Below are 26097 nucleotides of genomic sequence, written 5' to 3' on the forward strand. Positions count from 1 at the left end.
ACCATAAATCGGACAGCAAATTGAACGCGACATTAGATCTGAAACGTCGCAGATTCTTACATCAGACTGCAAGACTGAGCGCGTTTGCTGCGCTGTCGTCCAGCACATTAAGCAGTTTTGCTGCGGATAAAATTAGCGGATACCCGTTCAACCTTGGCGTTGCATCTGGCTCACCGCGCTCAGATAGCGTGGTGCTATGGACACGCCTGTTGCCAGATCCGCTCAATGCAGTCGCCTTGGCCCCTATCGCCTATAAAGTACGCTGGGAAATATCTGAAGATGAGAGCTTTCATCATGTCATTGGCAGAGGTGAGCACACCGCTTTGCCAGAGTTAGCGCATAGTGTACATGTTGATATTGTCGGCCTGCAGCCAGAACGTAATTATTGGTACCGGTTTATGCTGGGGGATGCGGTTAGCCCAGTCGGCCGCACCCGGACGGCACCGATTGCCGAGGCGATGCCATCGAGTTTGCGACTAGCAGTAGCGTCATGCCAGCATTGGGAATTTGGTGAGTACGCCGGGCATAAACATATCGCGGCAGCCTACCCTGACCTTGTGATTTTTTTAGGCGATTACATTTATGAATGGGGTCCTTACGATTTAACTCATCCACTTAAACCACGTCGGCGGGATATTGAGAGTATGACGCTGAGCGGTTATCGCAATAGGTATGCGCAGTACAAAACTGATCCCCATTTACAAGCTGCTCATCAGGTCGCACCGTGGATTGTGACTTGGGACGACCATGAGGTTAGTAACGATTATGGCAATGACAGAGACGAGCGTTTGTCGCCCGATTTTTTACTGCGACGCGCGGCTGCCTATCAAGCTTTTTATGAACACATGCCGGTCCGCCTGCCGAATTTAAACAGTCTGTTAAGTGAGGCTGGTCGCTTTGCTGCGATGCGCATTTATGAGCGCTACGATTGGGGAAAATTGGCACGCTTTCATGTACTGGATGATCGCCAATATCGCTCGCATCATGCTTGCCCCAAACCTGGCATGGGCGGCTCTAACGTCGTAAGCAATGCGGAATGTAAAGAATTGCTGGACCCGAATCGCAGCTTACTCGGGGCAGATCAAGAGAAATGGCTGGCGCAAGGTTTTGCTACTTCTGCCGTAAAATGGAACGTTCTGACACAACAAACTTTAATGGCGCAATCAAGCCAGATACCGGTAACAAAAGAAGGTGACGGCAAGTTCTGGACCGATGGTTGGGACGGCTATCCTGTCGCACGCCAGCGGCTATTTAGCGATTTGCAACGGTATCAAATAGCAAATCCTGTCGTGATTTCTGGCGACGTGCATACGTTTTATGCAGCCAATCTAAAGCGTGATTTTTACAGCAAAGCATCGGCTAGCAACCCTATTTTAGCGACCGAATTTTGTGGTACATCGATCACCTCCAGCTCACGCCCGCAAGAACGGACAGATCAGCTGGTAGCACAAAATCCGCATATCAAATTTGGACGCAGCGATAAGCGTGGTTATATGCTGCTTGAGTTAACACCCAAGCAAATGACCACACATTTTATGGCACTGGACGATGTTAGCCGGGTCGATTCTGGGATCACCAAGCTTGCTAGTTTTGTAGTGGAAGACGGACGAACTGGCGTGGTAGCTAGCTAGTAATAGCGAGGGACTTATGCGCGATGAATTTAACTGTGAAGAACGCTTGATTAGAAACTAGAATCAAGGTAAAAATTAAAGCCAAAATAACATACTCCCCGATTTTTTCTTTAAAATCCCTTGATTTTCCAGATAATCTTTGGACGATTAAAATATACAGGGAAGAGTATCTGCGTACGAAGTTGTATCATATTACGCAAAAATTCAATGTTGAGAAGCTGCACACCGTATTGAATTGAGCCATAGTCCAAGGTGCAACTATGCAAAAGAAAGTGCAGCCAGTGCTTGCATTGCAGAGAACATTAAACTTCGTCTACAGAGAACAAACGGCGGTGCTCCAGCATGGCATAACGATCGGTCATCCCAGCGATGTAATCAGCGATCTTGCGTGCCTGCCGCAGGTCGTCTTGCGGCTCGCCATTTTGCTGCGGATTTTTTTCAGCGAGTTTAATCTGGTAATCTGGTGGCAACAAAATCGGCTCATCCATCATGGCATTAAATAAATCTGTCACGACTCTGCGCGCCTTGCTTGCCATGCGGTTCACCATGTAATGGCGATATAGATTGTGATGCAAAAACTGCTTGAGCACCGTTGCCTGTTTTTGCATGGTATCGGAAAAAGAAATCAAGGGATCGGCATCACGCACGTCATCTACGGACTGCGGCGCACAATCCCGAATACGCTGCTCGGACGTAGTAATCAAATCGACGATCAAAGCATTAATCATCCGTCGTATGGTTTCTGAGATCGCACGACGTCCGCTAATGCCAGGATAAGTAACAGCAACTTCGGCACGAAATCTGCCATAAAAATCCAACTCTATCAGTTGCGATTCCAATAGCAAACCGGAGCGTAAACCATCGTCGATGTCATGATTGTTATAGGCTATTTCATCTGCTAAGTTAGTTAGTTGCGCCTCAAGATTCGCTTGTTTTTTTTCTAAAAACCGCTGTCCGACATCCCCTAATTTGCTGGCATTATTGAGTGAGCAATGCTTGAGGATGCCCTCACGAGTTTCGAATGTCAGGTTTAATCCGTCAAAAGCGCCATAGCGCTCTTCCAAGGTATCGACCACCCGCAGACTTTGCAGATTGTGCTCAAATCCGCCGAACTCTTTCATGCAGGCGTTGAGCGCATCCTGCCCGGCATGACCAAAGGGCGTATGACCCAGGTCGTGAGCAAGCGAAATCGCTTCGACCAAATCTTCGTTTAAACGTAAATTGCGCGCAATGGAGCGGGCAATTTGCGCCACTTCCAGACTGTGTGTCAGGCGAGTTCGGAACAAATCACCTTCGTGATTAACGAACACTTGAGTTTTATATTCTAGACGCCGGAATGCGGTGCAATGGATGATGCGATCACGGTCTCGCTGGTATTCAGAGCGTGAACTGGATGCAGCTTCGGTATGACGCCGCCCGCGGGAAGTCGCAGATTGTGCGGCGTAAGGGGCGAGTTGAGCGTCGGAGAACATCGTTAATTATTGAATACAGTGACGCAAGGTTTCTGATAACTTCTCTTTTGGTACTGTCGTAATCAAAGGCGACCCTAGTGGTTTAAGCAGAATAAATTTGATCTTACCGCCTTCATTTTTTTTATCTACTTCCATCAACTCTAACCAGCGCTCTTCGCCTAAATCAGGTGCAACAGTCGGCAAGCCTGCGGCTTCAATCAAATTAATAATCCTGACTTTGCTGACGTAATCGATCAATCCAAGCCGGCAAGATAAATCGGCTGCCATCACCATGCCACAACCAACGGCTTCACCATGCAACCAAGTACCAAAACCTAAGCCTGATTCAATCGCATGTCCAAAAGTGTGGCCGAAATTGAGAATGGCACGCAAACCGCCTTCGCGCTCGTCCTGCCGCACGACGTCTGCTTTGATCTCACATGAGCGCGAAATCGCGTAAGCAAGCGCGACCGGATCTTTAGCCCGCAGCTTTTCGATATTCGATTCTATCCAGGTAAAAAATTCTGCATCGATAATCGCGCCATGTTTGATCACTTCCGCCAAACCTGCCGACAATTCTTTATCCGGCAAGGTAGTTAAAGTAGATGTATCAGTAATTACGGCTTGTGGCTGATAAAAAGCGCCAATCATGTTTTTGCCAAGTGGATGATTAATCCCCGTCTTACCGCCGACAGAAGAATCGACCTGAGACAATAAGGTCGTCGGGATTTGAATAAACGGCACACCGCGCATATATGAGGATGCTGCAAACCCGGTCAGGTCACCGATCACACCACCGCCCAGAGCAATCATCGTTGTCTTGCGATCACACTTAGCCTCTAGCAAGGCGTCGTACACCAGCATTAAGCTGGCCCAGGTTTTGTGCTCTTCGCCATCCGGCAAAATAATACTGATAAATTGCTTACCCAAGTCACGTAAATGTTGCTCAATTTTTGCTAAATAAAGAGGCGCGACCACCGTGTTAGTCACGATCGCGACGCGATCACCGGGTATATGCTGAGACAAAATTGACCGGTCAGACAAAACCGATTGCCCGATCAATATGGGATAACTGCGTTCAGCCAAATTGACATTCAGCGTTTGGAATAGTTGTTGATGCTGCATAGAGAAGCTGGATTGATTTGATGAGGCGGCACTCTGCTCAAGCTGAGTCAGAATCGATTGCACCAAGAACTGTACATTAGGACGCCCGGTTTCTACCACCAGATGGGCGATCTCTTTGTATAAAGGCTCACGCTGAGCCTCAAGTTCTTCGAGTTTTTTACGAGGATCGAGCGTTCTCAACAAAGGTCGATTTTTGTCATGCCGGGTACGCTGCAAAATACTATTGATACCGGCGCGTAGGTAAATGACCGTCCCACGCTCTTGCAAATACTTACGGCTGGCAGGATCCAGTACAGCACCACCACCGGTAGCTAAGACAATGCCATCTTGCGCAGTCAGATCCCGAATAACATCCGCTTCACGTTGCCTAAAACTAATCTCACCTTCTATCTCAAAAATAACCGGAATCGAGACGCCGGTGCGCGCCTCGATTTCATGGTCAGAATCAATGAATACTTTGTTGAGCTTTTTTGCAAGGACTCGGCCAACTGTAGTTTTGCCCGAGCCCATTAGTCCTACTAGAAATATATTTTTTGACACATTACAACTTCATAAAAATAGGATACCTGCAATACATTAATTAACAACCGGCTCCACCGTTTTTATCTTTGATTGTCATATTGCTTGTTGCAGATTGACCTAGGCTATCTTTTACGACAATGGAAATTACCGTATCGGAGGACACACAACGAGTTCCCTGCGAGCCTATCGCTACACCTACCGTTGTTCCATCAAACGTTAACACATTTGATGCCTGAGGTAAGGTACCAGATACACTTGAGAGTATTGTGTTAGTTGTAAATACTTGGAATGGCCCGTTACCACCTTTAATAGCTAAATTGACGGTACTGTTATTTGTTTCACTAATCGACCAATCACTAGGACTAAGGAACATATTACTAATTGCTACGTTGACTGTAATGTTAATAGTCTGTGTTAATCCAGTGGCGTCTGCAACTACGATACTGACAGATCCTGGCTTAGCTAAGAACGCGGTAAACGTCCCGCCACTAGCAGAAACTGAATTATTGGGAATAGTTGCTATTGCCGAATTATTAGAGATAACACTATAAGGTGCTGAGCCGCCATCTATTCTAAAAGCTAATGTATCACCTGCGTAAGCAATTACTGTCGATGGAGAAACTGTTAGCGTAGTACTGGTTGTTGCAATTACCGTGACAACAATAGTGACTGTCGCACCAACGTTGTCAGTAACCACAATATTTGCTGTACCTGGTGCAACACCATTAATCACCAAAGAAGATCCCGCCAGAGTAACAGTCGCAACAGCCACATTACTACTACCAGCAGTGTAAGGCGCTGTGCCACCACCAATTGTGTAATTAGGCGACGCTCCCTGACCGATCGTTATGATACTTGGAGCGGATGTGAATAATGTAACTGGAACTCCTTTACCTACAGAAACGTTAATACTAATCGTCAAACCGCTAGAATCTCTGATAGAAACTTTTCCAGTTCCAGCTAGTAACCCATTAATTACTAAAGTAGATCCATTAACACTTGGCACAACAACAGATGTATTACTACTGCTAGCGAAGTAAGGAGCCAAACCGCCACTAATTGCATAAGTAGATGAACTATTAATTGCAACCACAATATCAGATGCGGCTGTAGTGACCAATGGTTGCGTAGTGCTGGTAACGGATACATTAATGGTGGCGACAGAGCCGTTTGCGTCTGTTACGACAACTTTGGATGTACCAGCAATCAATCCATTGATGGTCAATGCGCTGCCACTTACACTAGCACTAACCACAGACGGTGCGCTGCTACTCACTAAGTAAGGACCTAAACCACCACCAATAGTAAAGTTTGAAGTCCCATTAGCAGATATAACAATATCAGAAGCTGCAGTAGTGAATAAAGGCACCGTAGCTCCAGAACTTCCAACAGTCACCGTAATTGTTACAGTTGCACCAGCAGTATCACTCACAACAATTTTTGCAGTTCCTGAACTAAATCCGTTAATGGTTAAATTAGTTCCGCTTATTGCAGCGTTTGCAACGGCTACATTACTGCTGCTAACTAAATAAGGAGCGGTACCGCCACCAATAGTGAACGACGACGAACTGTTTGTTGCTAAAGAAATTGTGGACACTGCAGAAGTAAACAACGGTATTGAAGGGACTGAACTACCTACAGTTACCGCAATACTCACCGGAGTACCAGTAGCATCGGTTACTAAAACAGTTGCAGTACCCGCCAACAATCCTTTAAGGTTCAAGGTAGTTCCAGTCAGACTTGCACTTAAAACTGAACTATTACTGCTACTTGCAAGATAAGGAGGAGTACCGCCACCGACTGTAAAGGTCGACGTTGCACTGATTCCCACCACAATTGTAGAGGGCGCCGTTGTAAAAAGTGGAGTAATAGGACCGATATTCCCTACGGTTACTGTTATAGAAACAGAGGCTCCTACATTATCTGATACAACAATTTTTGCGGTACCTGCCAAAAGCCCGTTGATTGTTAAAGTTGTTCCATTCACGCTAGCGGTTGCAACTGATGCACTACTGCTACTTGCCAAATATGGACCAGTGCCACCACCAATTGTAAAAGCAGTAACCGCATTACTCGCAAGTGTTATAGCCGAAGGCGCGGTAGTAAATAGTGGCGGTACGACACCAACGTTACCAACAGTTACGGTTATTGTTACAGCATTACCAGCAGCATCGCTGACAACAATCTTGGCACTTCCTGCCGTCAGTCCATTCACAGTTAAAGTCGTACCACTAGCAGTAGCCGTTGCAATCGCTGAATTACTACTGCTCGCAAAATACGGTGCGGATCCGCCGCCAATCGTAAAAGTAGTGACTGCGTTGGTTGGTAGGTTTATGGCAGAAGGTGCGGTAGTAAAGAGTGCAGCTACTACTCCGCCATTGCCAACAGTAACACCTATTTTTACTTGCGTACCAACCGCATCACTGACTACAACGGTAGCACTGCCTGCGAGCAATCCGTTAATTGTCAAGGTATTGCCAGTAAGGTTTACCGCTGCAACTGCGGTATTACTGCTGCTAGCAAAATACGACGCTACGCCGCCACCCACGGTAAATGTAGATACGCTGTTAGTGGACACAACAATAGTAGACGCCGCGGTGGTAAAGAGTGGAGTTACCGTACTTGTTGTGCCAACAGTTACTGTTATTGCTACCGCAGTACCTGCAGCATCACTAACAACAATTTTGGCAACTCCTGCTGTAAGTCCGCTTATCGATAAAGTCGTACCGCTAACACTTGCAGTTGCAATCGCTGAATTACTACTGCTTGCGAGATATGGCGCGGAACCGCCACCAATAGTGAAAGTAATGACTGCGTTAGTTGATAGGTTTACCGCGGAAGGTGCAGTGGTAAAAAGTGCTGCTACCACCCCACCATTACCAACAGTGATCACTATTTTTACCTGGGTACCGGCTGTATCACTAACTACGACGGTAGCACTACCAGCAGCCAATCCATTAATTGTTAAGTTATTACCACTAATATTAATAGTTGCAACGGCCGTATTGCTACTACTAGCGAAATACGGGGCCGTACCACCACCGATAGTAAATGTGGACACACTGTTCGTTGGGATAACAATCGCGGACGCAGCGGTTGTAAATAATGGTGTCACGGTACTAGTAGTCCCAACAGTTACGGTAATAGTAACCGCTGCACCAAGTGAGTCAACGACCGAAATAGTTGCAGTACCAGCCGACACTCCGATAATTACAAATTGGCTATTATTACGATTATTTACCGCAATTGCTGCTACACCTGTATTACTACTAGTTACTGCATAAACTAGGCTACCACCGCCAATTGAATATGAAGATGAAGTAGCACCTACTCCTACAGCCACAGCTGCTGGTGCCGTTGTAAACAGAGCTAATCCAGATCCGACGGTTACGTCAAACGAGACCGAAGCTCCTTTTGCGTCTTTCACTACAACCGTCGCTTTCCCTCCGCCAACGTTTCCTGTCACATTCAACGCAGTGCCGTTAACAGAAACACTCACCGCACCGGACGTTGTGGTTGCGGTGTAAGTGGGCACACCACCACCGATTGTGTATGTTTGGCTCTGTCCAGGGGAAATCAGAACAGTTGTTCCCGCGGACACAAATAATGCTGCGCCGCCACTAGTGTTACCAGCAGATCCCCCACCGCCTCCGCATGCGGATAAGATGGCCAATGACAGGAATATAAAAATTGTGCGAATTAACTTCGTCATGTAACACCCTTGTTTTTAATGACTTTAAACGAAAATCTGTGTGGAAAAGCTTACCGCAATGTTAGTTACTAGCTATTTGGTACTGGTACGTTCAGCAAGTACCTTTGGTGTAATAAAGACCAACAACTCGGTTTTATTATTAGTACGTCCTGTGGTTTTGAAGAGGTTTCCGAGTAACGGAATGTCACCCAAAAAAGGTATTTTAGTAATCGCATCACGCTCTTCTTGGGTGAAAATGCCTCCCAAAACAACGGTGCCGCCATTTTCTACCAGTACCATAGTCTTAACTTGTTTAGTGTTAATTACGATACCGTTTCTGGTTTCTGTTCCTGGACTATCTTTGTGGACATCAACGTTTAAAATAATATTCCCATCCGGAGTAATCTGAGGAGTGACATCCAGACTTAGCGTAGCCTTTCTGAAAAAAATCGAGGTCGCACCACTACTGGTTGCCACTTGATATGGGATTTCGGTACCTTGTTCGATATGAGCAGGTAATTGGTCTGCAGTAACAATGCGTGGGCTGGATATAATTTTGCCGTTACCATCTGCCTCTAAAGCAGATAATTCTAAGTTTAAGAAACGATTTGCGGCTGAAGAAAATAAGCTAATAGCTAAACTACCCGGATTCAAACCATTAATCCCTGCCGCTGGCAAACTAACGAATTGTGAATTAGGAACGAAACTTTGGTCGGTGACTTTAGCCTGACCTGTTTGCTCGCCAACACCCAAATAGTTACCAGTCAGTGCAACTCTTTGATTGCCGCTTAACTGGTAGCCTGCATCACCTCCGTTTAAACCTCGTAAATCGGTAAAGCCTAATTTGGCACCTAAATTCTTACTAAACGTGTCATCAGCTTCAACTATGCGTGCCTCAATTAGAACTTGCCTGGAGGCAATATCTGTTTTTTGGATTAATTTGCGAACTTCCTCAATTTTACTAGCAGTATCAGTCACAAATAATTGGTTCGTGCGAGGCTCTATAACCGCACTTCCTCGTTTTGATAAAAGTCGGTTGGTACTAGAACCGTCCACGCCAAAGACTAATTTAAAGGCTTCTGCTTTTTGATAATTGAGTTGAAAAGATTCCGTTTTCAATGGCTCTAATTCTGCAATTTGAGCTTTTTGCTCCAATTCCAACTTTTCCTTAGTGAGTAGTTCGTCTTTTGGTGCAATCCACATCACTGAACCATTTTTACGCATATCCAGACCTTTAGATTGCATGATAATATCCAAAGCCTGATCCCAAGGAACATCTTTCAATCTCAAAGTTGCGCTACCGTTTACAGTGTCGCTCGCAATAATATTTAAACCACTAAATTCGGCAATAATTTGTAATAACGCTCGAACTTCAATGTTTTGAAAATTGAACGATAGCCGCTCACCACGATAACCTTGCGTTCCTTGAGTTAGTTTATTTGGATCCTCTTTAATTGGCTTGACCTCGACTACCAATTGCGTATCACTTTGATAAGCACTCTGCTCCCAAAGACCTTTCGGCTCAATAGTGATACGGACGTTCTCTCCCTCAGTTGCAGCGGTGACTGTTTGAACAGGGGAACCAAAATCACCAACGTCTAGGCGTCTACGCAATATCTCAGGCAATCCTACTTTATACAAATCTACAACAATTTTCTGCCCCTGCTGACGCGTGTCTACTGCGACTTGATTACTTGGCAAATCAATTACGATTCTTCCCTCACCGTTACTACCCCGACGAAAATCAATATCTCGAATATTTTGTCTAGCCACAACTGAAGGAGCGGATGTAACAGGAAGCCCACTAGAATTTACTGCTGTCGCAATTCCACCAGAGCCATCTATTGTTACTATAACAATATTTCCTTCAACTGTAGTTGCGTAGTTAAGCGGCTTATTCATGTTAAAAACCAACCGCGAACGCCCCCCCACTTCAACAATATTAATATTACGAAGCTCACCCAGGTTTACATCAACTATAGACTTGCCAGTTGTATTAGTTGTATCCGCAAAATCGAGCGCAATACGCGCTGGGTTTGTGACAGAAAATCCCAAAGGAGATTTGATCAATGGATTCTTTAGCCCAATTTTGACGATAGTATTAATTCCTTGCCGATTAGCAGAAACGGATTCAATGCTATTTGATTGAGCGAAAACTACCTGACTAATTGACAGTAGGCTTATTAGAAACAATTTGACAAGCATACGACTCCTTTTACTTGCATTTATAACGTCCACTAAGGCGTTCATTTTTTTGCCTCCTGCAACTCTAGCTTGGCTTGGCGTTCTGTCCACTCACCTGCAGCATCTTGAACAATTTCCTTAATTTCAATCTCCGTTTCAGTCACTTTAGTGATCATGCCAAAATCCTGACCGATATAATTACCAATCTTTGCCTGGAAAACAGTTTTATCAACTTGAATTAAGGCGTATCGCAAGTTAGGTTTTTCTATGAACCCGACCATTTTTAGAGTGTCTAGAGGGTATGATTCCAATGCCTCTCTGCGCCTTTCCATGTCTGGTTTTAATCCGCTACTAGATTCTGCTTTTAATCTGGCTAATACCACCAGTAGTTTTGCAGGGTTAAATGGATCAATGTTGCTTTTTCCAGTATAAGAGAATGGTACGTAAACCTTGGGAGGAGCAATCTTAGAAACGCCACTACGAGTTTCTTTCTTAATCTGCTCCATCCAATCTTGTGTTTCGGCAATCCCTCCGTTCCCACATCCAGTTAAAGTAAATACTGGCAACAAAAGGAGAATAAATTTTGAAGACACGTTCATCATTTCTTCGCACCTTTTTTCAAAGCTGCTTGGTTGGAGACTTCCTCCGGGTCCAAATAACGAAAAGTTTTTGCAACGACATCCAACACTAGGACGTTATCTTTGCCAGTAGAAATTGCTAGATTGTTTAAAGTAATAATCCTAGGCAACTTAGCTATATCACTCACAAACTCTCCCATCTCATGATAATTCCCGAGCAGCTTTATATCGATTGGGAGTTCCGCGTAATAATCTTTAACGGTTGGCTGACCTGGCTTGAACACATCAATTTGCAAACCTTTACCAATTGCGGCCTGATTTATATCAGATACCAAGGCATCCATTTCAGCCTTACTTGGCAATTGCTTTTCCATAGCAGCAACATATTGCAACACTAATTTTCTCTGTTCTTTAAGCGCTTCTAAGCTGATAGATTGCTGTATTTTTTGCTTATATGCATCTTTAAGTTTTTGCTCTTCTTGCTGCCCTTTGTCTAAGTCTTCGAGCTGACCATCCCAGTAGCCAAACCAACCAACAAATATTAAAAAAATAACTAGCCCTAGTGCTAATAGTACTCGAGGTATAAATGGCCACAATCCAGGATGAAGACCATTTAAGTCACGGAATTGTGAATTAGCCAACTCGCTTAATTCATTAAAATTTGCCATATTAATTCTATTCGCTTGTTATCGAGGCTTCTTAGTGTCTGGATTCGAGACTTCTGCACCTGAAGCTGCAACGGAATCGATCTCTCGAGCTCTTTTAATTCCAACAGTAATGGTGAAATCAAACACTCTTTTTGCATCTCGTCCCTGCCCTAACGCTGCCGATTTAATTTCTATCAAATCCGGCTTGTCCATCCAAGGCGAATTATTACCAAGGCTCCGAAGAAATTCAGATACGCGCTGATTCGATTGAGCATAACCATTTAACAAAATACGCTGTCCCTCTTGCTTTAAAGCTTTCAAATAGACACCCTCGGGCGTCAATTTCACCAACTCATCAAACATGAATACGGGTTGGTTCCTATCGCTTTGCAGATCTTCAACTGCTTGCTGGCGTGCCTTTAAACCATCAATTTCTTGTTTTAGGCTAGCAACTTCTTTAATTTTTTCATCCAACTTGCCATTTTCCGTTTTGATGAAATTATTTTTATCAGTCTGCTGTGAAATTCTCATGGAAAAAAAAGCACCTACCGACATTACAATTAAGGCCGCAACAATGCCGGCCAACAACAATAAAGTATAAAAATCATGTTTTAACTGTTTACGTTTTGCTTCACGATGAGGTAAAAGATTAATTTTTATCATCAGCCGAATCTCCGCATAGCAAGACCGCATGCGACCAAATAAGATGGGGCATCACTACGCAACGCCTTCTCGTTGACATTAGAAGACATTTCCATGCCTTTGAACGGACTAATAACCGTTGTGGAAATTTTTGTTCGCTCGGCGATCATATCGACCAAGCCAGGAATCACAGCGCAGCCACCGGCTAGAAATATTTGATCAACTCTTGTGTAAGGAGTCGATGTGAAGAAAAATTGAATAGAGCGAGTAACTTCTAAAGCGGCACTTTCTAAGAAGGGCTCCAACAGCTCCATCTCATAACTATCTGGCAAATCTGATTGCTTCTTCTTGATCTCTGCCTCTTCAAAAGCCAATCCATAATTTCTGACGATATCCTGAGTTAGCTGATTCCCGCCAAATTGCTGATCGCGCTCGTAAATAACCTCGCCATTCAACAAAATGGAAATATAGGTTACTTTGGCACCAATTTGAAACAACGCATAAATTTGGTCTTGTCCAGCGTTCGGCTGCTGCCCGATTAATCGTGCAATTGCTGCTCTCGCAGCATAGGACTCAATGTCCATTACCTTTGCCTGCAAACCCGCTGCTTCAGCTACAGCAACTCTATCCTCAATTTTTTCCTTACGCGACGCTGCCAACATGACTTCTATGTCATCTTCGGGGTTGCTTGAGGATGAACCAATCACACAAAAATCGAGACTGACTTCATCCATTGCAAAAGGGATATATTGATTTGCTTCGGTTTCGACCTGCAACTCCAAGGCCTGCTCACTGAGATTTCCCGAGAGCATAATTTTTTTGGTGATTACCGCTGATGCAGGCATTGCCAACGCAACATTCTTGACACTAGCACCACTTTTTTTAATTACTCGGCGAATGGCTTCTGACACCTGTTCAATGTTTTCGATATTACCAGCCACCACGGCACCCTTAGGCAACAGCTCTGAGCCATAACGTTCTAGTTTGAACGCTTTATTACTTCCCTCAGAAATCTCCACTAGCTTGACGTCAGACGTGCTGATGTCTAAGCCGATTAAAGGCGGATTTTTTCTACCGAGCAATGATGCTAGATCTAAAGCCAAGGATATCCCCTAAAAAATTACTATTTACATTGCTCTTAGCACAAGGCTATTGCTACATTTTAAGGCAGATGTCGCACGCACTAAACGCAAATTTTCTTTTAAAAACCGCTATTTAGAAGACAATCATCCAAGCTTACATGAAATCCTAGCAATAAGCCCTTCATTGTGTAAAGCATTTTCCGCATAGCATCACTGTTATACGTTGCCAAATTCCCACTACTGACAAGAAACTCGCTTCCTTTCCCAACTTATGGGTACTGAGCGCCAGAGTAATGGAGGCTGAGGATATAATACTTGCTACGATTTCTATTGAAGATTCATTCCATGTCTGAGACACCAGTGCCTGCCAGCAGTACACCAAATACACAAGAACAGAGTTCCAACAAACCGCGTCATTGGGCGTTGCGTATTTTGCTGGGGACTGGTGGAATTTTAATTGGACTGGTTCTAGCCGGAGTGCTTATTCTTGGCTTTGCGCTAACGATGGCTTACCCCAATTTGCCAGAACTGGATTCGATTACCAGCTACCGGCCGAAGATGCCATTGCGGGTATTTTCGGCGGACAACATGTTAATCGCTGAGTTTGGAGAAGAACGGCGCAATGTCGTGCATTTCAATGAAATCCCCGAAATCATGAAAAAAGCCGTGCTGGCGATCGAAGATGATCGGTTCTATGAGCACGGTGGCGTCGATTATCTGGGCATTACCCGTGCGGCTTTACATAATTTGACTGGCGGCGCTAAACAAGGTGCTTCTACGATTACACAACAAGTGGCGCGTAACTTCTTTTTATCCAGTGAGCAAACCTTTAAACGTAAGATTTATGAAATTTTACTCGCATGGAAAATTGAGCAAAACCTCACCAAAGATCAAATCTTAGAGGTGTATATGAACCAGATTTATCTGGGACAACGTGCCTACGGTTTTTCATCAGCGGCACAGATTTACTTCGGTAAAAGTCTTAAAGAACTCACCATTGCAGAAGCCGCGATGCTGGCAGGTTTGCCAAAAGCGCCCTCCGCCTACAATCCGGTTGCCAACCCAAAACGCGCCACCGTTCGCCAGCAATATATTTTGCAAAGGATGAAGCAACTTGGCTACATTACAGAGGCACAGTTCGAGCAAGCAAAAACCGAGGTCTTCCACACCAAAACAGATAGCAGCGAATTTGGCATTCATGCCGAATATGTCGCAGAAATGGCGCGTCAGTTGGTCTACGAGCAATTTAAGGACGAAACTTATACCCGCGGTCTAAATGTCTACACCACCATTACGAAGTCAGATCAGGATGCCGCTTATCTGGCCTTGCGCCGTGGTGTGATGGATTATGAAAAACGCCATGGCTATCGCGGTCCAGAGGCGATCATTGAGATCCCGACAAATAAAGATGCCGCTGACGATGCGATCGAAAAAGAATTAGCGGAACATGCGGTCAGCGACGACCTGGTGGTAGCGATGGTGCTTGAAGCTAGCCCTAAGCTGGTCAAAGCGGTGTTGGTATCGGGTGAGGAAATCCAGATCACAGGCCCGGGACTGAGCTTTGCTGCCAGCGGCCTGAGCGCAACAGCGCCAGCCAACAAACGCGTCCAGCGCGGTGCTGTTATCCGCGTTGTGCAAGAGGGTACCAACTGGACAATTACGCAGATACCTGAAGTACAGTCGGCTTTTGTCGCGGCCAGCACCACTGATGGCGCGATCCATGCTCTGGTTGGCGGCTTTGATTACAACATCAACAAGTTTAACCACGTCACCCAAGCCTGGCGCCAGCCTGGCTCTAGCTTTAAGCCTTTCATTTATTCATCGTCACTGGAGAAAGGACTCTCCCCGGCTACGATCATCAATGATTCCCCGATCAGTTTTGACGCCGGGCAAACGGGTGGACAAGCATGGGAACCCAAGAACTACGACGGCAAATACGAAGGTCCTATGACCATGCGTAAAGGCTTGACGAAATCGAAAAATATGATTTCTATCCGCATTTTACATAAAGTCGGTGCCAAGTACGGTCAGGAATACACAACACGTTTTGGCTTTCTGCCAGAGAAAAATCCGCCCTACCTGACTCTTGCTTTAGGCGCTGGCGCAGTCACACCTTTGCAAATGGCCGGTGCCTATGCGGTGTTTGCTAACGGTGGCTACAAAATCAATCCTTATCTGATCTCCAAAATCACCGACAGTACCGGCAAAGTATTGTCACAGGCCAATCCTGACAAGGCAGGCGATGAAAACAATCGCGTGATTGATGAACGCAATGCATTTTTGATGGATAGCATGTTGAAGGATGTAGTTCGCTACGGCACCGCGACTAAAGCTTTATCTCTCAAGCGTCCTGACATTGCAGGTAAAACCGGTACGACGAATGACTCATTCGACGCGTGGTTCGCTGGCTATCAGGCAAAATTGGTGGGGATTGCATGGATCGGTTTTGATCAGCCCAAGAACTTGGGTAATCGGGAGACCGGTGGCGGTCTGGCGCTACCGATCTGGATTGGCTATATGCAAAGAGCCTTAAAAGATATCCCGATTGAAGAGCGCGCTGTACCAAACGGGATTATTGCTGCGAATGGGGACTATTACTATGTCGAAAATCCACCTGGCGCTGGCATTCAAAGTTTAGAAACAGAACCACCACCGATGATAGAAGAATAGCCGTCTATAAAAGCGCATCACCCAATCGGTTACTGCGCGCTTTGTGCCTGAGCTAATGCCGCTAACGTTGCGAAAAACTCAGCGCCATCGCGTGTATTGCGCCAAAGTTGGCCGTCGTATTTATAGTGGTAGCCACCCGCTTTGGCAGCGAGCCACATTTCTTGCATAGGCGCCTGACTGTTAATGATGATCTTACTGCCGTTATTGACGAATTCAACTTCCAACACGTTGCCGCTGCGACTGCACTCAACATCCATTTCATCATTCTCAAAGGCTTGCTCAAACACCTGCTCGACTTGTTTGATGCAAGTGTCGGCCAAGGTCAAAAATTCCGTTTCGGTCATGCTACACTCCAGCGAATTCATAAACCGCCATTTTATACGCTAATGCAACTTCCAATTGAAACGGAAACAAAGCAGGCTGATGGCGGATTTTTGCAAACGCCTCATTAGTTTTAAATTAGTTTTAATTTGGATAGGAATCACGATGTTTAAGACACGCATTTTATTATTGGCAAGTGTAGGTTTAGTCGTTTTGCTTACAGCTTGCGGACAAAAAGGCCCTTTATTCATGCCGAACAAGTCTGCGCAATTGATACCAACAACTCAGACAGTGCCCGGTGTTCTGACAGTAAATAAATCAGCAGCAAGCTAAGCTTGGCTGCAAAGCCCTGAAGAGGTCAAAAGATGTCAAATATTGACTTAATATACTGGAATAGAGTATTTTTAATCGTCCAATGATCCTATGGACAATAAGCATGTTTTTGGCTGATACTCCCCTTTTTCCCTATAAAAAAACGCGCTCACAGCGCGTTTTTGTTTATCTGACTGCGGTAGGAGTAAGTGCCGTCCTGCTCTGCCAGCGCCAAACCACTCGCATCAACAATAAGAGCGCAACGATCGTGCCAAAAATGATGGGTTGAAAAAAATCATGCTTGCCGGCCTTCATCCAGAAATAATGCAATATTCCTAGCGGCACAATCACATACACCAGGCGATGCAACCATTGCCAGCGCTTGCTGCCCAGGCGTTTGATCATGCTATTAGTGCTGGTCAGGGCCAAAGGCAATAACAAAACAAATGCGATAAAGCCGACTGTGATAAACGGACGCTTAATTACATCAGCCCACATTTCAGTCAGATCAAAAAAGTGATCGAACCACAAGAACGTGGTGAAATGCAGTAAGGCATAAAAGAAGGCGAACAAACCCGTCATGCGCCGCAAGCGAATTAACCAATTCCATTTTGTCAATTTGCGTAGCGGCGTGACAGACAAGGTAATACAAAGCAGGTACAGCGTCCAGTCACCAGTATTGCGAGTAATAAACTCCACCGGATTCGCACCCAGCTTATCGAGAAAGGTGAATGCGACCAAACGGACAAATGGCAGCAAACCGATCACAAATAATACCGCTTTGATCAGACTTAACTGTTTTGGTGAGGGCTGAAATGAAGGCAATTTCATACCTCAGTAAAACTTCTTCAAGTCCATGCCAGCGTACAAAGAAGCCACTTCGCTGTAGCCGTTAAACATCAGCGTTTTGCGCTTTCTGGACAGAATCCCGTCCTCACCGATACGACGCTCAGACGCCTGCGACCAGCGCGGGTGATCGACCTCTGGATTCACGTTGGAATAGAAACCATACTCGCTAGGTGCCGCAATATTCCAAGCAGTTTTTGGCTGCTCTTTGGTGAAGCGAATTTTGACGATGGATTTGGCCGATTTAAAACCATATTTCCAAGGCAACACCATCCGCACTGGCGCACCGTTCTGGTTTGGCAATACTTCGCCATACATACCCAGACTTAGCAGAGCTAGCGGATGCATCGCCTCATCCATACGCAGACCTTCCACATACGGCCACTCCAATACCGGGCGACGTAGTCCAGGCATTTGTTTTTTATCATCCAACGTCGTGAATTCCACAAACTTGGCATTACCCGTCGGCTCCACCTTTTTGATCAGATTCGACAAAGAATAACCAGTCCAAGGGATCACCATAGACCAACCTTCAACACAGCGCATACGATAGATGCGCTCTTCCAGTGGAGCCAGTTTAAGCAAAGAGTCCAAGTCCAGTGTCATTGGTTTTTTCACTTCGCCCTCAATCGTCACAGTCCAGGGGCGTGGCTTGAGCGAACCAGCGTTCATCGCCGGCTCTGATTTATCGGTGCCGAACTCGTAAAAATTGTTATAGGTCGTCGCGTCTTTATAGCTGGTCTTTTTTTCCACCAGCGCATAAGCGGGATTGAGGGTTGCGGCCAGCTTTTGTGCTGTAGCCGATTGCGCAAATGCTTCGCGCTGTGCCATTTCAAACAAGGCAGTGCCAGCGACCGAACCCACCGCCATTTGACGAATAAAATCACGGCGCGATTCAAAAATAGAGCGAGGTGTGATTTCGGATGAAAATGGCAAGTCGATGCCGTTTGGACTACGTTTGATCAACATGGTGACTCCCTATGCGACGAGATGAAAATGCAAGAACAACAATTTTTTATTACTGGTTTGAGTCTTTAGATTGCGAATAGTTTCTCATGAGTCGCCAGAGTCTGCTGAACCTTACATTTTTTACATAAACAAAGAAAAAAAGCCTCGCAAAATCAGTTTGCGAGGCTTTGAATTTGTGTAAGAGCTTTAGAAGCGAATTGTGCTCGTGGATTTATAAAGTTCCGTAAGAATGCAAGCCAGACAAAAACATATTCACACCGAGGAAAGCAAACGTCGTTACCAGCAAGCCAATCAAAGCCCACCATGCGGCAATCTGGCCACGCAAGCCTTTCATCAGGCGCATATGCAACCAGGCGGCATAGTTCAGCCATACAATCAGCGCCCAAGTTTCTTTCGGGTCCCAAGACCAGTAACCACCCCATGCTTCTGCTGCCCACAACGCGCCTAAAATCGTCGCAATTGTGAAGAAAGCAAAACCAACCGTAATAGCTTTATACATCACGTCGTCCAGCACTTCCAAAGAGGGCAAGCGGTCTTGCAAATAACCTTTAGATTTCAACAAATACGCCACCCCAACCATCGCTGCCAGCGAGAATGTACCGTAGCCGATAAAGTTGGCGGGTACGTGGATTTTCATCCACCAGCTTTGTAGCGCCGGAACCAGCGGCTGAATCTCTGCGGCGTCACGCTTAACCGTGTACCACAACAAAAATCCGACTGCCGCCGAAATCACGATCAATACAAACGGCCCCAACTGACGGGTTTTATATTGCTGCTCGTAATACAGGTAAAACAAAGCTGTGATCATCGAAAATAAAATGAACACTTCATACAAATTGGATACGGGAATATGGCCAATATCTGCACCGATCAGATACGACTCATACCAGCGCACCAGCATACCAGTAAACCCCATAATCACGGCAGCCCAACACAAACTCGAGCCAATGGAAGATCCAAAATCAGAGCGGGCAATCAAACCACCCCAATAAAATAGTGTCGATAAGAAGAACAAAGTGCTCATCCACAAAATCGCGGATTGACTAGAAAACAGATATTTGAGGAAAAACTTTTGATTCGCCATCTCCAGCGAACCTGCGTACAGGTGAATAGCAAACAGAGAAATCGCCGTCAGCACAACGAGCAGCCAGCGCACGGGCTTCCAATGCCAGCCTAGCCATGCAAATGCGGGCACGGCAAAGAGTAAAATCCCTTTTTCATAGCCATCCATATACATGCCAAAACGACTTAATGCGAATAAAGCACCTACGCTAAGAGCCAGGGCATAGAACCAGTCGATTGCACTTAGCCGCTTAAAGAAGCCTTGGTAGGGCGTATAGTTTTGTGTCATTTCCATCATATTTCCGATATCTAAACAATCTGCTGCTAAAGCACTTCAAAGAACAGTGTAGTCGATTACAACTGCGAAGGTTGATCGTTTGCTGGTTTAGTTACTTTTGGCAATTCTGCCTTCAACTGATCAAACTCTTTCTCAAAATCGAGGGTTTTGCGCTGAGAACTGAGGGCAATTAATATTTTGGTTGCTGGCTTGCCCCCAGGATCAGCACCAACATCGGCATCTTTCAACCAAATCCAAAGACGGCGTTCACGAATATAAAACATCGAAAACACACCAATCACTAAAAACAGGCAGCCCAGATAGACGATGTTTTTTCCGGGTGAGCGAGTCACTTGTAAGATAGAAGCTTTTACCTCGTCAAAACCGCTCAATTGTAAATAAAATGGAGCGCCATAGAAAAACGAATCCGACAAAGCACTGGTCGCCAATTGCAAAAACTTTACATGCTTTTCATTTAGCTCAATATCTGGCTGTCCCGCTTTTTCGCGCGCAACTTGCCACAGATCCCACATGCTGCCATTTAAAATTTTCATAAATACATCGGCAGCCTTGGCTTGCTCAGCCGCAGGAATTTGTTCCAAAAATTGAGAAATAGCGACAAACCCCGACGGTTGATTTGATTTCTGATTTACTTTACCAGCGTCACCAGGTTGGCCTGCAAAAATCGATAAGCCTTTGAAGGCAGACATACCTAGTTGCTCTTGTAACTTTGCGTCATTATTGGGCAAAGCGCGTTTAGCATAGCGCTGTGCCGCTATTTGGCGCCATTCAGGATTGGCCAATGCTGCCCGCAAACGCATCCACTCAATGACGGTGTCATCATCATCCGCTGGAATCCGCAGGTAGCGAAAAGCATCATCAGGATTATCACGCATGCCTGCTAAAAAAATCGACGCGCCATCCAACTCTACCGGTTGCATATAGTTGGAGAACTCTTTAGCCTGACCATTTTTATCGCGCAATTTGTATTGCACACTAGGACCAACATTTTTCAGATTTTTGCTGTTGGCACTTTTTCCTGCTGATCCAGTATGTTTATCCAGATCGGAGGCCAGTTGCTGATTAAAACTCTGATTCAAATTGACGGCACGGACGTCCTGCGCGTTGTTAGCCATATTCTCTACATTAGCCACGCGAAAACCAGTCCACTCTACTGTGTAGTCATTACCGCTGGCAGATGGCAAAGGTGTCGTGCCATTGACATCACCAGATATGGCAATACTCGTCATTGCATCACCGGACATGGGATATGCGGCCAGCGACAAATGACTACCGCCGTCCTCAATACCGGACTGGTAAACCGCAACGCCTTTATAAATCAGCGGCTCATTCACTTTGATGGTGGCTGAAAAAGTTTTACCTGTCTCATGATCTTTTACCATCACTTCGCTGGCAAAAAGTTTGGGCATGCCCGTTGAGTAGTAGTCGATGATGAATTTATTCAGTTTGATCGTAAGTGGCAAATCCTGAATCAGTACACCTGTTTGTTGCTGAATAATTGCAGTACTGCTTGTAGCGCCTTCTGGAATAGTGGTATTACCGCGGAAGGTGGGAGTGCCTAGCGCCAGTCGGTGTTGTGCCGGAATTTTGGCAATGATGCCACTGCCATCAAAAGGAACTTTGCCCATAAACCATTGCTGATAACGGATAGATAAATCAGAATCAAGTAAGCCACCCACCATGATGATCACGATTGCACTGTGCGCAAAAATATATCCCCACTTATTTGCTGCACCTTGTTTAGCTGCGATCAAAGTCGCATGATCTTTTTCTACTACTTTGAACTTGTAGCCAAGGCGAGTGATATGCGCCGTTACTTGTTGCACAGTTAAAGGTCGCGTATTGGTCGCTTGCCATTCTGCCTTGTGATGAAAATTACGCAGAGATTGCTCGCGTACATTCTCGCGCCAGCTACGCATGTCTTTTAGCATCTTCGGCGCATTACGAATTAAGCATAAGCTGGTGGACAGTACCAAAAACGCCATAATCAATAAAAACCACCAAGCGGAATATAGCGAATACATGCCCATTTTATGAAACACGTCAAACCAGAACGGTCCGAATTGATTCACATAATTCGGCATAGGCTCGTTTTGCTTTAATACCGTACCGATAATAGAAGTGACTGCAATCAATACCAACAAACTAATGGCAAATCGCATAGATGAGAGCAATTCTATGCTATCGGCTAACCAGCGGCGCTCGGTCTGGAGTTGCAATCCGGCGGTATCAGTTTCCACAATTATTTCCATAATTAATTTGTTCTAAAAATAAAAAAGGGGATGGCTTTTGCCACCCCCTCCGTTTATTCTTTAATTTGTTTCTTTTGTTGTATCTCTGTATTTATTTCAGGCCAGCGATGTAATCAGAAACTGCTTTCATTTCATCATCTGACATACGTTTGGCGATGGTTGTCATTTGTATGCCGTTTTTACGTGTACCAGTACGGAAATTAGTCAACTGGGCAACCGTGTAGTCCTGATGCTGACCCGCAATACGTGGGAATTGCGCAGGTATACCAGCGCCGTTAGGGCTATGGCAACCAGCACAGGCGGGTACGTTTTTCTCAGCGATACCGCCACGATAAATTTGTTTACCGAGCTCGACGATGTCTTTATTTTTGGCCGCGCCTGGTTTTGGTTTCTGTGCGCTTAAGTAGGCCGCGACGTTTTTCATATCGTCTTCTGTCATTGCTTTTGCAAATGTGGTCATGACTGGATTATTGCGGTCTGGACCAGTGAAATTTGACAACTGCTTAGCGATGTAAGCCTCATGTTGTCCAGCTAACTTTGGATTGACCGAAATAGTCGAATTACCCGCTGCGCCGTGGCAAGATACGCAAGCGACAATCCCACGTGCTGCATCACCGTTCGTAAAAAGCGCCTCACCTTTGGCTGCGTCCGCTTTTGCAGGCGCCTTCGCTTCTTGGTTGGCATATGCCACAGAGGTGATTGCAGACATCGCTAACATGGCGACGCAGATGGACTTTAAAAAAGGTAAAAAAGCACGGTTCATTCAAACACCTTGAGACTAATTTATGGAATCTGCCCTATTGGCAACGCACGTTTGCTACGCCTAAAACCCAGATCAAACCTAAGTCAAGCGCACAAGCAAAACACAGGTAAAACAATAAGCACAAAATACAGGATTGGAAACATGCAGCCCAATACCTAACCCCTTATTGTACAATAGCTTTAAGCGATTCTCTTTCTTCTGTTGCATTTTTCCATGCAATTTCCATGTACCGAGCACGTAGGCATGTAAGCACCTAAGCAATAATTAAGCACTTATTTAGTACTTATCAAGCACTCACTCACCTTTACAAGCAACTTCTATGTCTATCCTTTGGCAAGCCCGTTTTTTTACAACGGTCAATCATTTACGCGATTTGCCCAATTCATCCGTGCCGGAAATCGCCTTTGCAGGCCGTTCCAACGCAGGCAAATCAACTGCCATTAACATTCTGTGTAATCAGAAAAAATTATGCTTTGCTTCTAAAACACCAGGGCGTACACAGCATATTAATTACTTCTCCATCGGTGGTGCGCATGTCGGCCAACACCGTAAGGATGAAACCCGTGCCGATGAAATCCGCGCCATGATGGTCGATCTGCCGGGTTACGGCTATGCCGAGGTACCTGGCGCAGCCAAGCATCACTGGAACCAGCTGTTGGGATCCTATGTGCAAAACCGCGACCAGTTATCTGCACTAGTTTTGATTATGGATGCGCGCCGCCCTTTTACTGATCTGGATACGCAAATGCTGCAATGGTTCGCACCGACCGGCCGTCCTGTGCATTGCCTGCTGACGAAAGCCGATAAACTCAATCGCAACGATTCCACCAACGCCTTGCGTCTGACACAAACCGTGCTGGCTAGCTACACCGATGCGGAAGGTAAGCCCTTCCCGTTTACTGCACAACTATTCTCGTCGTTAAAACGCACTGGCATTGAAGAAGCGGACGCAAAACTGCAATCTTTATTAGGTTTGGATTTGCCTTATACGCCACCATCGCGTCTTGCTAATGACAACGATAATAATGAGGGTGACGATGGTAGCGTCTCGGCTCAGCAACATCAGTCACAACAGTCATAATAAGTACACGAATAAAAAAGCCCCGGCAGAACTAAATCATGCCGAGGCAATAACGCCCGTCATATAGGACAACAGGCGCCCGCTCAGGGATGAGAAGCGGTAAGCTGAAGATGAGTTTGACGCTGGGATTTACAATTTTAATTACACTTTCAAATTAAAATTGAACATCCCAGAGCAGAACACAATTTACAACCTGCTTGTCTGAGCCTGCATCTGGCGAAAAGTTTCACTAACCTGAATATAAATTTTGGTGACCATCATGCCTAATTCAATCAAACCGTTCCAATTTCCCGCTGTTCGTATGCGTCGCATGCGTAAAGATGTGTTCTCCCGCGCACTGATGCGCGAAAACAGTGTGACGGTATCCGATTTAATTTATCCCGTGTTTGTGATTGAAGGCACTAATCAATCAGAAAAAGTTGCATCGATGCCCGGTGTCGAACGCGTTACAGTCGATGTATTACTTGGTGTAGCAGAGGATTGCGTAGCGCTTGGCATCCCCGTATTAGCATTGTTTCCAGCGATCAGCCCAAGTTTAAAAACCGCTGACGGCATTGAAGCGACTAATCCCAAAGGTTTAATTCCGCGCGCTATCCGCGAATTAAAAAGCCGCTTTCCTGAATTGGGCATTTTGACCGACGTCGCGCTCGATCCCTATACCAGCCATGGTCAAGATGGTTTGCTGGATGCGAATGGTTATGTACTCAATGATGAAACCACCACGATGCTTGTACGCCAGGCCTTGACTCAGGCGGAGGCCGGAGCCGATATCGTCGCACCAAGCGACATGATGGATGGCCGTATTGGCGCCATCCGTCAGGCGCTGGAATCGAATGGCTACATCCATACCCGCATCATGGCCTACTCAGCCAAATATGCGTCAGCATTTTATGGCCCTTTCCGCGACGCGGTTGGCTCAGCCAGCAATCTGGGGAAAAGTGATAAAGCCAATTATCAGATGGACCCCGCAAATAGCGACGAAGCCTTACGTGAAGTCGCTCTCGATTTAGCCGAAGGTGCCGACATGGTGATGGTCAAACCCGGCATGCCTTACCTGGACATCGTCCGTCGTGTCAAAGATGAATTTAAAGTCCCTACTTTCGCCTATCAGGTCAGCGGTGAGTACGCGATGATCAAAGCTGCCGCACAAAATGGCTGGCTCGATCACAACAAAACCATGATGGAAACCATGCTGTCTTTCAAGCGCGCTGGTGCTGATGGGATTCTCACTTACTTTGCCCGTGACGTTGCCCGTCTGCTCAAGCACAATGCATAAAGTCTTATGCTGAAGCTGTCTCTCATCGTCCTTGCCGCAGCGCTAGCCATATTTGGCGCTGCGGAACAAATTACAGGCCAAACAGACCATCTGATCTGGCTGCACTATGCGTTTAAACCGCTCACCACTTTACTGATTTTTTGGGTCGCTTTTGGTGTCCGGCATTTTAATGTCAGATACCGCAAAGCGATTTTGATCGGCATCCTCTTTTCACTCATGGGTGATGTTTTTCTGATGCTGCCACTGACGCTGTTCAAGTCTGGATTTTTACTCGGTCTGGCCAGCTTCTTATTAGCGCATCTATGTTTTTTACGGGCGTTTATCAGCGACACACGGCTGGTATCACGGCCCTGGATTTTTTTAGTCATCGGCATGATCGGTGTAATTAATCTCATTATTTTATGGCCAGGTATTCCGGGTGAGTTACGCGTCCCCGTGGTCGTCTATGTTGTCTGCTTGCTCTGCATGACATCGCAAGCACTGGCGCGGCATTTGGTCTTAAAAACCAAGGCCAGTAAGCTTGCTATGGCTGGCGGTCTGGCATTTATGTTGTCTGACACGCTGTTGGCATACAATAAGTTTAATGCCCCGTTGCCGCATGCCGCCCTACTGATACTGGCGACCTATTATCTGGCGCTTTACCTGATCGCACGCTCGGTTAAAACTTACTAAATCCTGCATCAAACTAAAACTA

Annotated in this window: 20 protein-coding genes; 6 read left to right on the plus strand and 14 right to left on the minus strand. The window is 45.7% G+C overall.

The window, feature by feature from the left end:
• Window positions 1-20 precede the first annotated feature (20 nt).
• On the plus strand, window positions 21-1631 hold the full coding sequence (locus RGU72_RS13365; RefSeq protein ID WP_322120200.1) for an alkaline phosphatase D family protein: 1611 nt from the start codon (window positions 21-23) through the stop codon (window positions 1629-1631).
• Between the two features lie 302 nt (window positions 1632-1933).
• On the opposite strand, the gene RGU72_RS13370 is transcribed toward RGU72_RS13365, so the two are convergent.
• The 8 genes from RGU72_RS13370 to RGU72_RS13405 form a co-directional block, all read right to left on the minus strand.
• The gene (locus tag RGU72_RS13370; protein WP_322120201.1) at window positions 1934-3103 is read right to left on the minus strand and encodes a deoxyguanosinetriphosphate triphosphohydrolase; all 1170 of its coding nucleotides are present in this window, start codon (window positions 3101-3103) and stop codon (window positions 1934-1936) included.
• A 6-nt stretch (window positions 3104-3109) separates the two neighbouring features.
• Window positions 3110-4717, minus strand: coding sequence for a bifunctional shikimate kinase/3-dehydroquinate synthase AroKB (aroKB, locus tag RGU72_RS13375; RefSeq protein ID WP_322121638.1), 1608 nt, complete (start codon window positions 4715-4717; stop codon window positions 3110-3112).
• A gap of 70 nt (window positions 4718-4787) precedes the next feature.
• A complete protein-coding gene (locus RGU72_RS13380) occupies window positions 4788-8441 on the minus strand; it encodes a hypothetical protein (protein ID WP_322120202.1) in 3654 nt (1217 codons plus the stop codon).
• A gap of 72 nt (window positions 8442-8513) precedes the next feature.
• Complete coding sequence (locus RGU72_RS13385; protein WP_322121639.1) at window positions 8514-10625, minus strand: type IV pilus secretin PilQ family protein; 2112 nt, start codon at window positions 10623-10625, stop codon at window positions 8514-8516.
• A 41-nt stretch (window positions 10626-10666) separates the two neighbouring features.
• Window positions 10667-11206, minus strand: coding sequence for a pilus assembly protein PilP (locus RGU72_RS13390; RefSeq protein ID WP_322120203.1), 540 nt, complete (start codon window positions 11204-11206; stop codon window positions 10667-10669).
• Complete coding sequence (locus RGU72_RS13395; protein ID WP_322120204.1) at window positions 11203-11850, minus strand: type 4a pilus biogenesis protein PilO; 648 nt, start codon at window positions 11848-11850, stop codon at window positions 11203-11205. The genes RGU72_RS13390 and RGU72_RS13395 overlap by 4 nt, the downstream gene beginning before the upstream one ends.
• 18 nt (window positions 11851-11868) lie before the next feature.
• Window positions 11869-12492, minus strand: coding sequence for a PilN domain-containing protein (locus RGU72_RS13400; RefSeq protein ID WP_322120205.1), 624 nt, complete (start codon window positions 12490-12492; stop codon window positions 11869-11871).
• Window positions 12492-13553: a pilus assembly protein PilM gene (locus RGU72_RS13405; protein ID WP_322120206.1), complete on the minus strand. Its 1062-nt coding sequence runs from the start codon at window positions 13551-13553 to the stop codon at window positions 12492-12494. The genes RGU72_RS13400 and RGU72_RS13405 overlap by 1 nt, the downstream gene beginning before the upstream one ends.
• Before the next feature lie 345 nt (window positions 13554-13898).
• Between RGU72_RS13405 and RGU72_RS13410 the strand changes: the two genes are divergently transcribed.
• Window positions 13899-16223 (plus strand): penicillin-binding protein 1A, encoded by a 2325-nt coding sequence (locus RGU72_RS13410; RefSeq protein ID WP_322120207.1) that lies wholly within the window; start codon window positions 13899-13901, stop codon window positions 16221-16223.
• Between the two features lie 29 nt (window positions 16224-16252).
• On the opposite strand, the gene cyaY is transcribed toward RGU72_RS13410, so the two are convergent.
• Window positions 16253-16567 carry an iron donor protein CyaY gene (cyaY, locus tag RGU72_RS13415; RefSeq protein WP_322120208.1) on the minus strand — a complete coding sequence of 105 codons (315 nt, stop codon included), beginning with the start codon at window positions 16565-16567 and terminating at the stop codon, window positions 16253-16255.
• 142 nt (window positions 16568-16709) lie between these two features.
• Here cyaY and lptM point away from each other — a divergent pair, with 142 nt between their 5' ends.
• Window positions 16710-16877: an LPS translocon maturation chaperone LptM gene (gene lptM, locus RGU72_RS13420; protein WP_322120209.1), complete on the plus strand. Its 168-nt coding sequence runs from the start codon at window positions 16710-16712 to the stop codon at window positions 16875-16877.
• Window positions 16878-17042: 165 nt separating this feature from the next.
• Here the strand turns inward: lptM and RGU72_RS13425 are convergent, their stop codons facing one another.
• The 5 genes from RGU72_RS13425 to RGU72_RS13445 all read right to left on the minus strand — a co-directional run bounded on the left by RGU72_RS13425 (window position 17043) and on the right by RGU72_RS13445 (window position 23046).
• Window positions 17043-17681, minus strand: coding sequence for a protein-methionine-sulfoxide reductase heme-binding subunit MsrQ (locus tag RGU72_RS13425; protein ID WP_322120210.1), 639 nt, complete (start codon window positions 17679-17681; stop codon window positions 17043-17045).
• A gap of 9 nt (window positions 17682-17690) precedes the next feature.
• The gene (gene msrP / locus RGU72_RS13430; protein WP_322120211.1) at window positions 17691-18671 is read right to left on the minus strand and encodes a protein-methionine-sulfoxide reductase catalytic subunit MsrP; all 981 of its coding nucleotides are present in this window, start codon (window positions 18669-18671) and stop codon (window positions 17691-17693) included.
• Between the two features lie 211 nt (window positions 18672-18882).
• Window positions 18883-20028, minus strand: a complete 1146-nt coding sequence (gene ccsB / locus RGU72_RS13435; protein WP_322120212.1) for a c-type cytochrome biogenesis protein CcsB — start codon at window positions 20026-20028, stop codon at window positions 18883-18885.
• Between the two features lie 59 nt (window positions 20029-20087).
• On the minus strand, window positions 20088-22271 hold the full coding sequence (locus tag RGU72_RS13440) for a cytochrome c biogenesis protein ResB (RefSeq protein ID WP_322120213.1): 2184 nt from the start codon (window positions 22269-22271) through the stop codon (window positions 20088-20090).
• A gap of 103 nt (window positions 22272-22374) precedes the next feature.
• Complete coding sequence (locus RGU72_RS13445; protein WP_322120214.1) at window positions 22375-23046, minus strand: c-type cytochrome; 672 nt, start codon at window positions 23044-23046, stop codon at window positions 22375-22377.
• A 319-nt stretch (window positions 23047-23365) separates the two neighbouring features.
• Between RGU72_RS13445 and yihA the strand changes: the two genes are divergently transcribed.
• The 3 genes from yihA to RGU72_RS13460 all read left to right on the plus strand — a co-directional run bounded on the left by yihA (window position 23366) and on the right by RGU72_RS13460 (window position 26075).
• Window positions 23366-24127: a ribosome biogenesis GTP-binding protein YihA/YsxC gene (yihA, locus tag RGU72_RS13450; RefSeq protein WP_322120215.1), complete on the plus strand. Its 762-nt coding sequence runs from the start codon at window positions 23366-23368 to the stop codon at window positions 24125-24127.
• 259 nt (window positions 24128-24386) lie between these two features.
• Window positions 24387-25403 (plus strand): porphobilinogen synthase, encoded by a 1017-nt coding sequence (gene hemB, locus RGU72_RS13455; protein WP_322120216.1) that lies wholly within the window; start codon window positions 24387-24389, stop codon window positions 25401-25403.
• A gap of 6 nt (window positions 25404-25409) precedes the next feature.
• On the plus strand, window positions 25410-26075 hold the full coding sequence (locus tag RGU72_RS13460) for a lysoplasmalogenase (protein WP_322120217.1): 666 nt from the start codon (window positions 25410-25412) through the stop codon (window positions 26073-26075).
• Window positions 26076-26097 lie beyond the last annotated feature (22 nt).

It is taken from the genome of Undibacterium sp. 5I1, from assembly GCF_034314085.1.
GTDB lineage: Bacteria > Pseudomonadota > Gammaproteobacteria > Burkholderiales > Burkholderiaceae_D > Undibacterium.

Bases quoted from the DNA above. Each gene is read 5' to 3' on its own strand.
- RGU72_RS13370 (WP_322120201.1), bottom strand. From the start codon at position 3,103: ATGTTCTCCGACGCTCAACTCGCCCCTTACGCCGCACAATCTGCGACT.
- aroKB (WP_322121638.1), bottom strand. From the start codon at position 4,717: ATGGGCTCGGGCAAAACTACAGTTGGCCGAGTCCTTGCAAAAAAGCTC.
- RGU72_RS13380 (WP_322120202.1), bottom strand. From the start codon at position 8,441: ATGACGAAGTTAATTCGCACAATTTTTATATTCCTGTCATTGGCCATC.
- RGU72_RS13385 (WP_322121639.1), bottom strand. From the start codon at position 10,625: ATGCTTGTCAAATTGTTTCTAATAAGCCTACTGTCAATTAGTCAGGTA.
- RGU72_RS13390 (WP_322120203.1), bottom strand. From the start codon at position 11,206: ATGATGAACGTGTCTTCAAAATTTATTCTCCTTTTGTTGCCAGTATTT.
- RGU72_RS13395 (WP_322120204.1), bottom strand. From the start codon at position 11,850: ATGGCAAATTTTAATGAATTAAGCGAGTTGGCTAATTCACAATTCCGT.
- RGU72_RS13400 (WP_322120205.1), bottom strand. From the start codon at position 12,492: ATGATAAAAATTAATCTTTTACCTCATCGTGAAGCAAAACGTAAACAG.
- RGU72_RS13410 (WP_322120207.1), top strand. From the start codon at position 13,899: ATGTCTGAGACACCAGTGCCTGCCAGCAGTACACCAAATACACAAGAA.
- cyaY (WP_322120208.1), bottom strand. From the start codon at position 16,567: ATGACCGAAACGGAATTTTTGACCTTGGCCGACACTTGCATCAAACAA.
- lptM (WP_322120209.1), top strand. From the start codon at position 16,710: ATGTTTAAGACACGCATTTTATTATTGGCAAGTGTAGGTTTAGTCGTT.
- msrP (WP_322120211.1), bottom strand. From the start codon at position 18,671: ATGTTGATCAAACGTAGTCCAAACGGCATCGACTTGCCATTTTCATCC.
- ccsB (WP_322120212.1), bottom strand. From the start codon at position 20,028: ATGGAAATGACACAAAACTATACGCCCTACCAAGGCTTCTTTAAGCGG.
- RGU72_RS13445 (WP_322120214.1), bottom strand. From the start codon at position 23,046: ATGAACCGTGCTTTTTTACCTTTTTTAAAGTCCATCTGCGTCGCCATG.
- yihA (WP_322120215.1), top strand. From the start codon at position 23,366: ATGTCTATCCTTTGGCAAGCCCGTTTTTTTACAACGGTCAATCATTTA.
- hemB (WP_322120216.1), top strand. From the start codon at position 24,387: ATGCCTAATTCAATCAAACCGTTCCAATTTCCCGCTGTTCGTATGCGT.
- RGU72_RS13460 (WP_322120217.1), top strand. From the start codon at position 25,410: ATGCTGAAGCTGTCTCTCATCGTCCTTGCCGCAGCGCTAGCCATATTT.